A 14,508-nucleotide genomic window follows, 5' to 3' on the forward strand; every position below is an offset into this window, starting at 1 on the left:
ACATGGGATTTCAAGTCCCATGTCTTCGTTAAGGAGCACCATGGCTCACGCAGCTAATTTCGCACCGCAGATCAAAATCCCCGCCACCTACATGCGCGGCGGCACCAGCAAAGGCGTGTTTTTCAGCCTCACCGACCTGCCTGAGGCGGCGCAAATTCCCGGCCCGACCCGCGACGCCTTGCTGCTGCGGGTCATCGGCAGCCCCGACCCGTACGACAAGCAGATCGACGGCATGGGCGGCGCCACGTCCAGCACCAGCAAAACCGTGATCCTGTCGAAAAGCATCAAGGCCGATCATGACGTCGATTACCTGTTCGGTCAGGTGTCGATCGACAAGCCGTTCGTGGACTGGAGCGGCAACTGCGGCAACCTGTCGGCGGCAGTCGGTTCGTTCGCTATCAGCAACGGTCTGGTGGACGCCAGCCGCATTCCGCACAACGGCGTGGCGGTGGTTCGCGTGTGGCAGGCCAACATCGGTAAAACGATCATTGCCCACGTGCCGATCACCAACGGCGAAGTCCAGGAAACCGGCGATTTCGAACTCGACGGCGTGACCTTTCCGGCCGCCGAAGTCCAGGTCGAATTCATGGACCCGGCGGCGGAAGAAGAGGGCGGCGGTGGCTCGATGTTCCCCACCGGCAACCTGATCGACGAGCTGGAAGTCCCGGGCGTCGGCACGTTCAAGGCAACCATGATCAATGCGGGTATCCCGACGATCTTCGTCAACGCCGAAGACATCGGTTACACCGGCACCGAACTGCAAAGCGCGATCAACAGCGATCCGCAAGCGTTGCAGATGTTTGAGACCATTCGCGCTTATGGCGCGCTGCGCATGGGCCTGATTTCGAATCTCGATGAGGCAGCCAAGCGTCAGCACACGCCAAAAGTGGCCTTCGTCGCCAGGCCTGCGGATTACGTGGCCTCGAGTGGCAAGGCGATTGGCGCCGGTGATGTGGATTTGCTGGTGCGGGCGCTGTCGATGGGCAAGTTGCACCACGCGATGATGGGGACGGCGGCGGTGGCGATTGGTACCGCAGCAGCCATCTCCGGCACCTTGGTGAATCTGGCGGCGGGTGGTGTTGAGCGTAATGCGGTGCGGTTCGGGCATCCGTCCGGAACGTTGCGCGTGGGCGCTGAGGCCAGTCTGGAAAACGGTGAGTGGGTCGTGAAGAAAGCGATCATGAGCCGTAGTGCGCGGGTTTTGATGGAAGGTTACGTCCGCGTTCCAGGCGACTCTTTCTGATCCGGAATCGATACCCTCACCCCAGCCCTCTCCCGGAGGGAGAGGGGGCTGACCGAGGTGTGTTGCGGGATACATCGACCTGAAAAATCGTGGCGATTATGGATTCGGCAAAGCACTTTCAGGTCGGCGTAGCTCTTGAATATCCCCCATTCGGTCCCCTCTCCCCCCGGGAGAGGGCTAGGGTGAGGGGCTTTACTAATTGAAGAAACACACAACGAGCAGGCATCCCAGACCTGCAATCAACAAACCAGCCAGGCCCCTGAGGAAGACCACCCCACTCATCATTCCCCACCAGGAGAACCGCAATGAGCGCCAACGTCGACCTGAACAACCGCCCCGACTACGACCGTGTCCTGCAGGACATCGCCGATTACGTCCTCACTTACAAAATCGAATCCACCGAAGCCCTCGACACCGCCCGCAACTGCCTGATGGACACTTTGGGCTGCGGCCTGCTGGCCCTGCGTTTCCCCGAATGCACCAAACACCTCGGGCCCCTCGTCGAAGGCACCGTCGTGCCGTTCGGCGCCCGGGTGCCGGGCACCTCCTATCGGCTTGACCCGGTCAAAGCCGTGTGGGACATCGGCTGCATCGTGCGCTGGCTCGATTACAACGACACCTGGCTCGCTGCCGAATGGGGGCATCCGTCGGACAACCTCGGCGGGATTCTCGCGGTGGCCGATCACCTGTCGCAGAAGTGTCTGGCCAATGGCGAGGCGCCGCTGACGGTACGCGATGTGCTCGAAGCAATGATCATGGCCCACGAGATTCAAGGCGTGATCGCCCTGGAAAACTCCTTCAATCGCGTAGGCCTCGACCATGTGATTCTGGTGAAAGTCGCCTCGACCGCCGTTGTCGCCAAACTGATGGGCGCCAATCGCGAGCAATTGCTCTCGGCGTTGTCCCACGCGTTCGCCGATGGTCAGGCGTTGCGCACTTACCGGCATGCGCCGAACGCCGGTTCGCGAAAATCCTGGGCGGCGGGCGATGCTTCAAGTCGCGGGGTGCGTCTGGCGGACATCGCGATGCGCGGCGAGATGGGCATTCCCGGCGTGTTGACGGCCAAGCAGTGGGGCTTCTACGACGTGCTGTTCAGCCACACCAACAACGATCTGGCTCTCAAGCCTGAAGGCAAACGCGCCTTCAGCTTCTCGCGACCCTTCGGCAGTTACGTGATGGAAAACGTGCTGTTCAAGATCAGCTTCCCCGCCGAGTTCCACGCGCAAACCGCCTGCGAAGCTGCGGTGACCCTGCACCCGCAGGTGCGCAATCGTCTGCATGAGATCGACCGCATCGTCATCACCACCCATGAATCGGCGATCCGCATCATTTCCAAGGTCGGCCCGTTGGCCAACGCCGCCGACCGCGATCACTGCATCCAGTACATGACCGCCGTGCCGCTGGCGTTCGGCAATCTGGTGGCGGAGCAGTACGAAGATGATTTCCACGCGGCCCATCCGATCATTGATGTGCTGCGCGAGAAAATGGTCATCGTCGAGGATCCGCGTTTCACCCGCGAATATCTCGAAGCCGACAAGCGCTCGATTGCCAACGCGGTGCAGGTGTTTTTCAAGGACGGTTCCAGCACCGAAAACGTGGTGGTGGAATACCCGATCGGTCACCGCAGGCGTCGGGCCGAGGGCATTCCGTTGCTGGAGGACAAGTTCAGGGCGAACCTGGCCACGCGTTTCACCGGCCAGCGCAGCGCCGAGATCCTTGCGCTGTGCAAGGATCAGGCGCGGCTCGCGGCAACGCCGGTGAACCGTTTTGTCGACTTGTTCGTGATCTGAAACGCCGGGATTGTCGAGGGCTACAGGCTGCCCTCGACATCCTCCAGGCTGAACGTTTCGGTGTGGTCGTCGTAGGAGAAAATCTCGGCGTAACGGCCCCAGGCAATCACGATTTCCAGGTTTTTCTCGACGAAGGCTTCGGTCAGCGAGTCTTCCAGTTCCTGCTCGAAACGCACCCGTGGCGCCCGGTGGCCGTTGCGCTCCAGCAATACCTGGCGGATCCGCGCGGCCAGCGGTATGTAGCGGATCAGATGCTCGGCAAACAGGGTCTTGCGTTCCTGGGTGCCGTAGTCGGCGAACAGTTTGCCGGCGTCGGTCAGAGTGATGTCCGCGCCCTTGAGTTCGGCGAAACCCAGGTATTCGAGCATTTCGGCCACCGGAAACAGATCATCCACTTCCAGCAAACGCCGCTCGGCCACGGTGGGCAGGCCGGCGTGGCCGTTGTAGGGCTCGGCCGCCAGGGTTTCGATCAGGCCCGCCATCAGGTTGGTGGACACTTCCTGCAGCGGGCTGCTGATTTTCAGTTCTGGTTTGCCGGTGCTGGCGTCGGCACTGCGGCGGTCGGTCATCTGCGCGTAGATGTCATCGACCATCTGCCGGAAGGCCGGGTCCAGACGATTGCGCGGATGGGCGAAGGGCACCTTGATTTCCGCCACCAGCCGCCCGGGGTTGGACGACAGCACCATAATGCGGTCGCACATCAGCACCGCTTCTTCGATGTTGTGGGTCACGATCAGGATCGATTTGATCGGCAGTTGCTTGCCGCTCCACAGGTCCAGCAGATCGTTTCTCAAGGTTTCGGCGGTCAGCACGTCCAGCGCCGAGAAAGGTTCGTCCATCAACAGCAGCGTCGGGTTGACCACCAGCCCGCGAGCGAAACCCACGCGCTGGCGCATGCCGCCAGACAGTTCGCGAGGGTAGGCGTTTTCGAAACCGTCCAGGCCGATCAGGTCGATGGCCGCCAGCGCACGCTTGCGCGCTTCCTTGCGTTCGACCTGCAGGGCCTGCAGGCCGGCTTCGACGTTTTCCAGCACCGTCAGCCACGGGAACAGGGCAAAGGTCTGGAACACCATGGCCACGCCTTCGGCCGGGCCGTCCAGCGGTTTGCCGTTGTACAGGACCTCGCCCGACGACGGTTCGATCAGGCCGGCGATGATCCGCAGCAGGGTGGACTTGCCCGAGCCGGAGCGGCCGAGCATGCCGACGATCTCGCCTTCGTGCAGGGCCAGGTTGACCCCGCTGAGCACTTGCAGCTCGTCCTTGCCCTTGCCGAACACCCGGTTCACGTCGGTGAGCGAGTAGATTTCGGGTGTGGCGCCAGTGTGTTCGGTATAGGTATTCATCACATCGAATCCCGTCAGTTCAGGCGAAGTTTGTTTTCGGCCATGGCGTACATCGGTCGCCAGACCAGGCGATTGAAGGCCACGACAAAGAACGCCATGACCACCACGCCGAGGGTGATTTTCGGGAAGTCGCCGGCGGCCGTGGTTTGCGCGATATAGGCGCCGAGGCCATGGGCGACGACTTTGTCCTGTCCCCAGGACACGAATTCGGAAACGATGCTTGCGTTCCACGCGCCGCCTGACGCGGTGATGGCGCCGGTCACGTAGTACGGGAAGATTCCCGGCAGCATCACCTTGCGCCACCACAGCCAGCCGCGAATGCGGAAGTTGGCGGCGGCTTCCTTGAAGTCATTGGGGAAGGCGCTGGCTCCGGCGATCACGTTGAACAGGATGTACCACTGCGTCCCGAGCACGATCAGCGGGCTCAGCCAGATATCCGGGTTCAACTGGTAACGCAGGATCACGATGACGAACACCGGGAACAGCAGGTTCGCCGGGAACGCCGCGAGGAACTGCGCCAGCGGCTGGATCTTTTCCGCCAGGGCCGGACGCAGACCGATCATCACGCCCAGCGGCACCCAGATCAGCGAGGCGATGAAGATCAGCCCGGCCACTCGCAACAGGGTGTACAGCCCCAACAACAACACATGCCCGACTTCGGCGAACGTCACTTCCGTACCGACATACAGCACGATGTGGTACAGCGCGTACGCAGTCAGCAGCGCGATAAACGAGCCCCAGATCCAGTCGATGGCCTTGGTGGTGGCAGGGCTTTCCGAGGTCATGACCTTGCGCGCCGAACGCGGCAGGTTCAGGCGCATGTTGCCGAGCCGGCTGATGGCGCGGCTGATCGGACGCAGAATGCGCTGGATCATCCGGGTGCGCTGGATCAGATTCAGTACCCAGGATTCCGGCGCAGCGGTCTGCGAGGCGGTGTTTTCCATGCGGAACTTGTCGGCCCAGGCCACCAGCGGGCGGAACAGGAACTGGTCATAGATCAGGATGACCACGATCATCGTCAGGATGACGTAGCCCACCGCGTGCATGTCTTTTTGCGCGATGGCCAGGGCCAGGAACGAGCCGATCCCCGGCAGGGTGATGGTCTGGTCACCCACGGTGATCGCTTCCGAGGCCACCACGAAGAACCAGCCGCCGGACATGCTCATCATCATGTTCCAGACCAGCCCGGGCATCGCGAAGGGTACGTCGAGCTTCCAGAATTTCTGCCAGCCGGACAGTTGCAGGTTGGTCGAGACCTCCACCAGATCCCCCGGCAGCATGCGCAGCGACTGATAGAAGCTGAACGTCATGTTCCAGGCCTGACTGGTGAAAATGGCAAAAATCGCAGCGAATTCCGCGCCCAGAACCCGTCCGGGAAACAGCAATAGAAAGAAAGTGACGGTGAAGGAGATGTAACCCAGCACCGGCACCGATTGCAGGATGTCCAGCACCGGCACCAGCAGTTTTTCGGCCCGGCGGCTTTTCGCGGCCAGCGTGCCGTAGAGCAGGGTGAACACCAGCGCCGCAACCATCGCCGCGAGCATGCGCAAAGTGGTGCGCATGGCGTATTCCGGCAGGTTGGCCGGGTCGAGTGAGACCACTTCACTTTGCAGCGTGCCGATCGGGGCCCAGGTTTCCCGGGCGCCGATCGAGAAAAACAGCAGGAAACCGATCACCAGCGGCATGGCGATCAAGTCCCAGCGATTGGGCAGCAGGCGTCGGGTCGAGGCCGGTATGTAGTGACGGAACACTTTATTCATAAGCAGTGATTCCTGCAGTGCTCTGAATGGAGTCGCGGCAGTCTGAGCGTAGCTTCAGACTGCACGGCGCACCCGGGAATGAGCCGACGCTCATTCCTTGACTTCAATGGGGAGGCTGGATGCTGCGGGCCCGGTGAATTCAGCGGGCCGAGAGGGTTGGCGCATCCGGTTTGTGGCCGGATACGCAACTTGCGCGGATTGTATATTTCGGAATGTTACAGAGGCGTAAAAAAACCGGCCCGGGGCCGGGCTTGTGAGACTTCATTCAGCCTGCGGACAGGTTGGGCGCGTCGGGGTTACTTGAACCGCCGTTCCACGCCTTTTTCCACCAGGATCTTCGCCGAAATCTCTTCCACGGAAAAATGCGTGGAGTTGATGTGCGGGATGTTTTCGCGGCGGAACAGGTTCTCCACTTCGCGCACTTCGAACTCGCACTGGGCGTAGCTCGAATAGCGGCTGTTCGGCTTGCGTTCGTTGCGGATCGCGGTGAGGCGGTCCGGATCGATGGTCAGGCCGAACAGCTTGTGCTGGTGGGCGCGCAGGGCGGCCGGCAGTTGCAGGCGTTCCATGTCGTCTTCGGTCAGCGGGTAGTTGGCCGCGCGGATGCCGAACTGCATCGCCATGTACAGACACGTCGGCGTCTTACCACAACGCGACACGCCCACTAGTATCAGGTCGGCCTTGTCGTAATAGTGGGTGCGCGCGCCGTCGTCGTTGTCGAGGGCGAAGTTCACCGCTTCGATCCGCTCCATGTAGTTGGAGTTGTGGCCGATCGAATGGGATTTGCCGACGGTGTAGGAAGAATGCTCGGTCAGTTCCTGTTCGAGCGGGGCGAGGAACGTCGAGAAAATGTCGATCATGAAACCATTGGAGGTTGCGAGAATCTCACGGATGTCCTGATTGACGATGGTGTCGAAGATGATCGGCCGGAAACCATCGGTTTCAGCGGCTTTGTTGATTTGTTGTACCATGGCCCGCGCTTTGTCCGCGTTGTCGATGTAGGGCCGCGTGAGTTTGGTGAAGGTAATGTTTTCGAACTGCGCCAGAAGGCTTTGACCCAGGGTTTCGGCAGTAATGCCGGTGCCATCGGAGATAAAGAAAGCAGATCGTTTCATTTGCACCTTGGGCCTTAAGCTAGTGACGAATCTTGGATATGATAGGCGCGATTTGTCGGCCGCCAATGGCCCGCATTCTCACTTATTTTCCAGGTCCAGGCCATACAACCGGCCGATGCTCCCCCGAGCCGCCGGTTTCTGAGCTTTTCCAACACAGTTAGTGGAGAGATCACCTTGGTAGAGTACGTAGTTTCCCTCGATAAGCTCGGCAAACACGATGTTGAGCATGTGGGGGGCAAGAACGCATCCCTGGGCGAGATGATCAGCAACCTGGCCGGTGCCGGTGTGTCGGTCCCCGGCGGTTTCGCCACCACCGCGCAGGCCTATCGCGACTTTCTCGAGCTGAGCGGCCTCAACGACCAGATCCACAAGGCTCTCGACGCCCTGGACGTCGATGACGTCAATGCGCTGGCCAAGACCGGCGCCCAGATCCGCCAATGGATCATGGAAGCCGAATTCCCTGAAAAACTGAACACCGAGATCCGCACCGCGTTCGCCGCGCTGTCGGCCGGTAATCCCGATGTGGCCGTGGCCGTGCGTTCCTCCGCCACCGCCGAAGACCTGCCGGACGCTTCGTTCGCCGGTCAGCAGGAAACCTTCCTGAACATCCGTGGCGTGGAAAACGTCATCCGCGCGGCCAAGGAAGTGTTCGCTTCCCTGTTCAACGACCGCGCCATCTCCTACCGCGTGCACCAGGGCTTCGACCACAAACTGGTCGCCCTGTCTGCCGGCGTGCAGCGCATGGTGCGTTCGGAAACCGGCACCGCCGGCGTGATGTTCACTCTCGATACCGAATCCGGCTTCCGTGACGTGGTGTTCATCACCGGCGCCTACGGCCTGGGCGAAACCGTTGTACAGGGCGCGGTGAACCCGGACGAATTCTATGTCCACAAGGGCACGCTGGAGGCCGGTCGCCCGGCGATCCTGCGCCGCAACCTGGGCAGCAAGGCCATCAAGATGATCTACGGCGACGAGGCCAAGGCCGGTCGTTCCGTGAAGACCGTCGATGTCGACAAGGCCGAGCGCGCGCGTTTCTGCCTGACCGACGCCGAAGTCAGCGAACTGGCCAAGCAGGCGATGATCATCGAGAAGCACTACGGCTGCCCGATGGACATCGAATGGGCCAAGGACGGTGACGACGGCAAGCTGTACATCGTGCAGGCCCGTCCGGAAACCGTGAAGAGCCGCACCCAGGCCAACGTCATGGAACGTTACCTGCTGAAGGAAACCGGCACCGTGCTGGTGGAAGGTCGTGCCATCGGCCAGCGCATCGGCGCGGGCAAGGTGCGGATCATCCGCGACGTGTCGGAAATGGACAAAGTGCAGCCGGGCGACGTGCTGGTCTCCGACATGACCGACCCGGACTGGGAACCGGTCATGAAGCGCGCCAGCGCCATCGTCACCAACCGTGGCGGCCGTACCTGCCACGCGGCGATCATCGCCCGTGAGCTGGGTATTCCGGCAGTGGTCGGTTGCGGCAACGCCACCCAGCTGCTGAAGGATGGCCAGGGTGTGACTGTGTCCTGCGCCGAAGGTGACACCGGTTACATCTTCGAAGGCGAACTGGGCTTCGACATCAAGAAGAACTCCGTGGACGCCATGCCGGAGCTGCCGTTCAAGATCATGATGAACGTCGGCAACCCGGACCGCGCCTTCGACTTTGCGCAGTTGCCGAACGCCGGTGTGGGCCTGGCCCGTCTGGAATTCATCATCAACCGCATGATCGGCGTGCACCCGAAAGCGCTGTTGAACTACGATGGTCTGCCGCAGGACATCAAGGAAAGCGTCGACAAGCGCATCGCCGGTTACGACGATCCGGTCGGCTTCTATGTCGAAAAACTGGTCGAAGGCATCAGCACTCTGGCCGCTGCATTCGCACCGAAGAAGGTCATCGTGCGTCTGTCGGACTTCAAGTCCAACGAATACGCCAACCTGATCGGCGGCAAGCTGTACGAGCCGGAAGAAGAAAACCCGATGCTGGGCTTCCGTGGCGCTTCGCGTTACATCAGCGAGTCGTTCCGTGACTGCTTCGAACTCGAGTGCCGTGCGCTGAAACGTGTGCGCAACGAGATGGGCCTGACCAACGTTGAAATCATGGTGCCGTTCGTCCGTACCTTGGGCGAAGCGAGCCAGGTGGTCGATCTGCTGGCCGAAAACGGCCTGAAGCGCGGCGACAACGGCCTGCGCGTGATCATGATGTGCGAACTGCCATCCAACGCGATCCTGGCTGAAGAATTCCTCGAATTCTTCGACGGTTTCTCGATCGGTTCCAACGACCTGACCCAGCTGACACTGGGCCTGGACCGTGACTCCGGGATCATCGCGCACCTGTTCGACGAGCGTAATCCGGCGGTCAAGAAGCTGTTGGCCAACGCGATTGCCGCGTGCAACAAGGCCGGCAAGTACATCGGCATCTGCGGTCAGGGCCCTTCGGACCACCCGGACCTGGCCAAGTGGCTGATGGAACAGGGCATCGAAAGCGTGTCCCTGAACCCGGACACCGTGCTGGAAACCTGGTTCTTCCTGGCCGAAGGTCAGGCGGAATAAGCCGTGAATGAAGCCCCGGCCTGCTGAACCGGGTCGGGGCTTTAAGATTGAAACAGGGCGAGCTCTCCGGATGCCGCCCTTTTTTGTGCAAGAGCATTATGCAAAGCAGCAGCAACCTTTTTCCTGTCGCTCTGATCAGCGCCGAACGTCGCGGTGATCTGAGCGAAGACATCTACCGTTTGAAACCGGGCAACAGCCCCGACTGGTCCGTGGAAATCGCGGTGACCCGTCTCGGCATGGCCGATGAGCCGGCGACACGCGGTGTACCGGTGATCTTGCTGCATGGCAGCTTCTCCAACCGACGCTTCTGGTTCTCTCCGAAAGGCCTGGGGCTGGGCGCCTATCTGACCCGACTGGGTTTCGATGTATGGATCCCGGAAATGCGTGGCCACGGCATGTCCCAGCGTAATGAGGACTACCGCCGCAACCGCGTCGCCGACTACGCCCGTTACGATCTGCCGGCCATCGCCGCGTTCGTGCGTGAACAGAGCGGGCAGATTCCGCACTGGATCGGCCATTCGCTGGGCGGCATTACGCTCGCTGCAGCGCTGGGCGGCGAATACCTCGGTGAACCGGCCGTGGCGTCGGCGGCGTTTTTCGGCACGCAGGTCAGCCGCACGTACTGGCCGCTGAAAATTCCGCCGGTGGAGTGGAGCGGGCGCTTCATTCTCAAGCGTTTTGCCCAGTTGTCCGGCTCGCGGCTCAAGCGTGGCCCGGAGGACGAACCGATCGGTCTCGCACTGGAAAGCATGCGCTGGTACGGCCTGTTCGGGCGTTTCGGCGACAAGGACAAGGATTGGTGGGCGGGGCTTGCCGACGTTCAGGTGCCGGTTTTGGCGGTGACAGCGGCGGGCGATCATCAGGATCCGGCCTGGGCCTGCCGCAAGCTGTTCGAGCAAATCGGCTCCGAGCACAAGCAATTCATCAATCTGGGACGTGAGCAGGGCTTCAGCGAAAATTTCGGCCATGTCGAGATGCTGGTGAGCAAGGCCGCCCAGGCTGAAGTCTGGCCGCTGGTGGCGCGCTGGTTGACTGACCAGCACACGCCATTACTCGGCGAAAAGGTGGATCTGGCGGCGGCAGGATGAGTGGAAGGCTCTGAAAAGGGCATTTCGTTCGAGTCGGCTTGCGGCTAAGATATGACGCATTGGACGGTTCCGGTCACATTTGGTGACTGTTTCGCTATTACGTTTCAGCTTGTGTTCAGGTTCGCTCAGCGACCATTGCATGAACTAAGGTAAACAGCGACCGCCGGATCTCGTTTCAAAAGAGTGCGACATCCTTGATCGTCTTCCTTGTTACAGGAGTTATTCGATGAACCATTACCTTACGCCTGACCTGTGTGACGCCTATCCGGAGCTGGTGCAGGTGCTGGAACCGATGTTCAGCAATTTCGGCGGCCGTGATTCCTTCGGCGGCGAAATCGTGACCATCAAATGCTTCGAAGACAACTCGCTGGTCAAGGAACAGGTCGAACTCAAGGGCAACGGCAAGGTGCTGGTGGTCGACGGCGGCGGTTCCCTGCGGCGCGCGCTGCTGGGCGACATGCTGGCCGACAAGGCCTCGAAAAACGGTTGGGAAGGGCTGGTGATCTACGGTTGCATCCGTGACGTGGATGTCATCGCCCAGACCGATCTCGGCGTGCAGGCACTGGCCAGCCACCCGATGAAGACCGACAAGCGCGGTATCGGCGACCTCAACGTGCCGGTGACCTTTGCAGGTGTCACCTTTCATCCGGGCCAATACATTTATGCGGACAACAACGGCGTGATCATCTCGCCGAGCCCGCTGAAAATGCCTGAATAAATCGCGGCAAGAACCGGAGTGAGGATGTTCGAGGAAGAAAACGCGCAATGGGGGCTGGTGCATGCCCTGGTGCTGGACGGTAAAGGCGGTGCGCGTTCGATAGCCCGGACTGAACTCGACGATCTGCAGCTGCAGGCCCATGAAAGCCTGTGGCTGCACTGGGATCGCAGTCACCCGCAGACCCAGACCTGGCTGCGCAAATCCAGCGGACTCAACGAATTCACCTGCGATCTGCTGCTGGAAGAGAACACCCGCCCGCGGCTGCTGCCGTTGCCCGATTCCGAACTGTTGCTGTTTTTGCGCGGGGTCAATCTCAATCCCGGTGCCGAGCCGGAAGACATGGTCTCGGTGCGGATTTTCGCGTCGGCCCAGCGTGTGATTTCCCTGCGTTTGCGCCCCTTGCGCGCCACCGATGAACTGCTGGCGATGCTGGGGGAGGGCAAGGGCCCGAAAACCTCGTCCGAACTCATTCTCTATCTCGCGCAATACCTCACCAACAAGGTGCAGGATCTGGTCACTTGCCTCTCGGAAGTGGTCGATGACGAGGAAGAAAAGCTGGATGCCGACGAACGGTATACCCCCGAGCACGGAGCGGTTTTGCACATCCGTCGCCGGGCGGCCGGACTGAAGCGTTTTCTCGCACCGCAGCGGGATATTTTCGGACAGCTGACGCGGATAAAACTGCCATGGTTCGTCGATGACGACGCGGACTACTGGAACGAATTGAATAACAGCCTGACCCGCTATCTCGAAGAGCTCGAATTGACCCGAGAGCGCGTGGGGCTTGTGCTGGACACCGAAGACCGGCGTTTGAGCGTGCGCATGAATCGCACCATGTACCGCTTCGGGATCATCACCGGGATCTTCTTGCCGATGAGTTTTCTCACCGGCCTGCTGGGGATCAATGTCGGCGGAATTCCGCTTTCCGGAAACCCTTACGGCTTCCTGGTGGCGTGCCTGCTGATGGTTCTGGTGGCCCTCGGACAATGGTGGTTGTTCCGCCGATTGCGCTGGGTATGACGATGCATCATGTGACCCGACCAAATCTGCCCGCGTCTTTCACAGACATCACGAGAGGTGCGTATGCACGATCCGTTTGAACAGTCTTTGCGCGACATGCTCAACGCCTCGCCGTCCGGCCGCGACGACGATGCCTGCCTGGGCCGCGTACTCAAAACCGCCAACCGCCAGGTCGGCGCCGGTGATCTGTTCAGCCTGCTGGGCCGCTGGCTGCCCGCGCTGATGATCGCCCTGAACAACGGCTCGGCTCATGTCGCGCCGGTTTCCCGTCTCCGTAAACCTAACGCTCGCACTGCTGATAAGGCTGATTGAATATGGAACTTGATCTCTGGACTCAGAGCCTCGTCACGGCAATGACTGCGTTGTGGACCAAAGTCGCTAATTTCATCCCGAACCTGTTCGGCGCACTGGTGGTGCTGCTGTTGGGCTTCGTCGTGGCCAAGTTGCTGGACACCCTGCTGTCCAAACTGCTGGCCAAGCTCGGTCTGGATCGCCTGATGGGCGGCACCGGCCTGACCAAATTGATGTCCCGTGCGGGACTGCAAGTGCCGATCTCGACCCTGATCGGAAAAATCGTCTATTGGTTCGTTCTGCTGATTTTCCTGGTTTCTGCGGCAGAATCCCTTGGGCTTGAGCGAGTTTCAGCTACGCTGGACATGCTGGCGCTGTATGTACCGAAAGTTTTCGGTGCCGCGCTGGTGCTGCTGGTGGGTGTATTGCTGGCGCAACTGGCCAACGGTCTGGTGCGCGGTGCGGCAGAAGGCGTAGGACTGGACTACGCTTCAGGACTTGGGCGTATTGCCCAGGGCCTGGTGATCATCATCAGTATCTCGGTCGCGATCAGTCAGCTCGAGGTCAAGACCGACCTGCTGAACCATGTGATCGTCATTGTATTGATTACCGTTGGTCTGGCGGTTGCGCTGGCCATGGGTTTGGGAAGCCGGGAAATTGCCGGTCAGATTCTTGCGGGAATCTATGTGCGTGAGTTGTATCAGGTTGGGCAACAAGTGCGTGTTGGCGAGGTCGAAGGCCAGATCGAAGAGATCGGCACGGTTAAGACCACATTGCTGACCGATGAGGGTGAGCTAGTCTCTCTCTCCAATCGGATCCTGCTGGAACAGCATGTGAGTAGCCGCTAATCCGGCAAACCCTGCTAATGTATGCCGCCGCAAAATGCCAGCTGATGCTGGCAGCGGTGGACATTGACCTGACTGTCGGCACGACTTGTTTTGAATAAAGCCCAAACGCTATCCACGCGCTACGACCCCCGCGAGCTCTCTGACGAGGAGTTGGTCGCGCGCTCGCATACCGAGCTGTTTCACGTGACGCGCGCCTATGAAGAACTGATGCGGCGTTACCAGCGAACACTATTTAACGTTTGTGCGCGGTATCTTGGGAACGATCGCGACGCAGACGATGTCTGTCAGGAAGTGATGTTGAAGGTGCTGTACGGCCTGAAGAACTTCGAGGGGAAATCGAAGTTCAAGACATGGCTATATAGCATCACTTACAACGAATGCATCACGCAGTATCGGAAGGAACGGCGAAAGCGTCGCTTGATGGACGCACTGAGTCTTGACCCCCTCGAGGAAGCGTCCGAAGAAAAGGCGCCGAAACCCGAGGAGAAGGGCGGACTTGATCGCTGGCTGGTGTATGTGAACCCGATTGACCGTGAAATTCTGGTGCTACGTTTTGTCGCAGAGCTGGAATTTCAGGAGATCGCAGACATCATGCACATGGGTTTGAGTGCGACAAAAATGCGGTACAAACGTGCTCTTGATAAATTGCGTGAGAAATTTGCAGGCATTGCTGAAACTTAGTTCGGCGCAAATATCTCTTACGTGTAGGCAAGTTCTGATAGACTTGCCGCCGAGTTGTCCCCCG

At 60.2% G+C, this 14,508-nt stretch carries 12 protein-coding genes; 9 read left to right on the forward strand and 3 right to left on the reverse strand.

Annotation, left to right across the window (positions count from 1 at the left end; genetic code table 11):
* The first annotated feature begins 40 nt into the window (after positions 1-40).
* The gene (gene prpF, locus ACKLNA_RS20860) at positions 41-1,243 is read left to right on the forward strand and encodes a 2-methylaconitate cis-trans isomerase PrpF (RefSeq protein WP_408986949.1); all 1,203 of its coding nucleotides are present in this window, start codon (positions 41-43) and stop codon (positions 1,241-1,243) included.
* Between the two features lie 305 nt (positions 1,244-1,548).
* The gene (gene prpD, locus ACKLNA_RS20865; RefSeq protein ID WP_408986950.1) at positions 1,549-3,033 is read left to right on the forward strand and encodes a 2-methylcitrate dehydratase; all 1,485 of its coding nucleotides are present in this window, start codon (positions 1,549-1,551) and stop codon (positions 3,031-3,033) included.
* Between the two features lie 20 nt (positions 3,034-3,053).
* On the opposite strand, the gene ACKLNA_RS20870 is transcribed toward prpD, so the two are convergent.
* The 3 genes from ACKLNA_RS20870 to ACKLNA_RS20880 form a co-directional block, all read right to left on the reverse strand.
* Positions 3,054-4,376 carry an AAA-associated domain-containing protein gene (locus ACKLNA_RS20870; RefSeq protein ID WP_085711897.1) on the reverse strand — a complete coding sequence of 441 codons (1,323 nt, stop codon included), beginning with the start codon at positions 4,374-4,376 and terminating at the stop codon, positions 3,054-3,056.
* Positions 4,377-4,390: 14 nt separating this feature from the next.
* Complete coding sequence (locus ACKLNA_RS20875; protein ID WP_114882026.1) at positions 4,391-6,136, reverse strand: ABC transporter permease subunit; 1,746 nt, start codon at positions 6,134-6,136, stop codon at positions 4,391-4,393.
* 296 nt (positions 6,137-6,432) lie between these two features.
* Complete coding sequence (locus tag ACKLNA_RS20880; protein ID WP_085711899.1) at positions 6,433-7,251, reverse strand: pyruvate, water dikinase regulatory protein; 819 nt, start codon at positions 7,249-7,251, stop codon at positions 6,433-6,435.
* A gap of 174 nt (positions 7,252-7,425) precedes the next feature.
* Here ACKLNA_RS20880 and ppsA point away from each other — a divergent pair, with 174 nt between their 5' ends.
* From ppsA to sigX, 7 genes are all read left to right on the forward strand, one after another.
* The gene (gene ppsA / locus ACKLNA_RS20885; RefSeq protein ID WP_408986951.1) at positions 7,426-9,798 is read left to right on the forward strand and encodes a phosphoenolpyruvate synthase; all 2,373 of its coding nucleotides are present in this window, start codon (positions 7,426-7,428) and stop codon (positions 9,796-9,798) included.
* Positions 9,799-9,896: 98 nt separating this feature from the next.
* Positions 9,897-10,886, forward strand: a complete 990-nt coding sequence (locus ACKLNA_RS20890) for an alpha/beta fold hydrolase (protein ID WP_134825997.1) — start codon at positions 9,897-9,899, stop codon at positions 10,884-10,886.
* A 226-nt stretch (positions 10,887-11,112) separates the two neighbouring features.
* Positions 11,113-11,604, forward strand: coding sequence for a ribonuclease E activity regulator RraA (rraA, locus tag ACKLNA_RS20895; RefSeq protein ID WP_085711902.1), 492 nt, complete (start codon positions 11,113-11,115; stop codon positions 11,602-11,604).
* A 24-nt stretch (positions 11,605-11,628) separates the two neighbouring features.
* Complete coding sequence (locus ACKLNA_RS20900) at positions 11,629-12,624, forward strand: zinc transporter ZntB (RefSeq protein WP_085711903.1); 996 nt, start codon at positions 11,629-11,631, stop codon at positions 12,622-12,624.
* A 63-nt stretch (positions 12,625-12,687) separates the two neighbouring features.
* A complete protein-coding gene (locus ACKLNA_RS20905) occupies positions 12,688-12,936 on the forward strand; it encodes a CrfX protein (RefSeq protein WP_065259737.1) in 249 nt (82 codons plus the stop codon).
* Positions 12,937-12,938: 2 nt separating this feature from the next.
* Positions 12,939-13,763: a mechanosensitive ion channel family protein gene (locus tag ACKLNA_RS20910; protein ID WP_065259736.1), complete on the forward strand. Its 825-nt coding sequence runs from the start codon at positions 12,939-12,941 to the stop codon at positions 13,761-13,763.
* Positions 13,764-13,853: 90 nt separating this feature from the next.
* A complete protein-coding gene (gene sigX, locus ACKLNA_RS20915; RefSeq protein ID WP_011333251.1) occupies positions 13,854-14,444 on the forward strand; it encodes an RNA polymerase sigma factor SigX in 591 nt (196 codons plus the stop codon).
* The last annotated feature ends 64 nt before the right edge of the window (positions 14,445-14,508 follow it).

This window comes from Pseudomonas sp. UV AK001 (assembly GCF_046097675.1).
GTDB lineage: Bacteria > Pseudomonadota > Gammaproteobacteria > Pseudomonadales > Pseudomonadaceae > Aquipseudomonas > Aquipseudomonas kribbensis.

Coding starts and splice junctions, on each gene's coding strand:
- ACKLNA_RS20875 (WP_114882026.1), bottom strand. CDS start 6,136: ATGAATAAAGTGTTCCGTCACTACATACCGGCCTCGACCCGACGCCTG.
- prpF (WP_408986949.1), top strand. CDS start 41: ATGGCTCACGCAGCTAATTTCGCACCGCAGATCAAAATCCCCGCCACC.
- prpD (WP_408986950.1), top strand. CDS start 1,549: ATGAGCGCCAACGTCGACCTGAACAACCGCCCCGACTACGACCGTGTC.
- ACKLNA_RS20910 (WP_065259736.1), top strand. CDS start 12,939: ATGGAACTTGATCTCTGGACTCAGAGCCTCGTCACGGCAATGACTGCG.
- ACKLNA_RS20905 (WP_065259737.1), top strand. CDS start 12,688: ATGCACGATCCGTTTGAACAGTCTTTGCGCGACATGCTCAACGCCTCG.
- ACKLNA_RS20880 (WP_085711899.1), bottom strand. CDS start 7,251: ATGAAACGATCTGCTTTCTTTATCTCCGATGGCACCGGCATTACTGCC.
- ACKLNA_RS20890 (WP_134825997.1), top strand. CDS start 9,897: ATGCAAAGCAGCAGCAACCTTTTTCCTGTCGCTCTGATCAGCGCCGAA.
- rraA (WP_085711902.1), top strand. CDS start 11,113: ATGAACCATTACCTTACGCCTGACCTGTGTGACGCCTATCCGGAGCTG.
- ACKLNA_RS20900 (WP_085711903.1), top strand. CDS start 11,629: ATGTTCGAGGAAGAAAACGCGCAATGGGGGCTGGTGCATGCCCTGGTG.
- ACKLNA_RS20870 (WP_085711897.1), bottom strand. CDS start 4,376: ATGAATACCTATACCGAACACACTGGCGCCACACCCGAAATCTACTCG.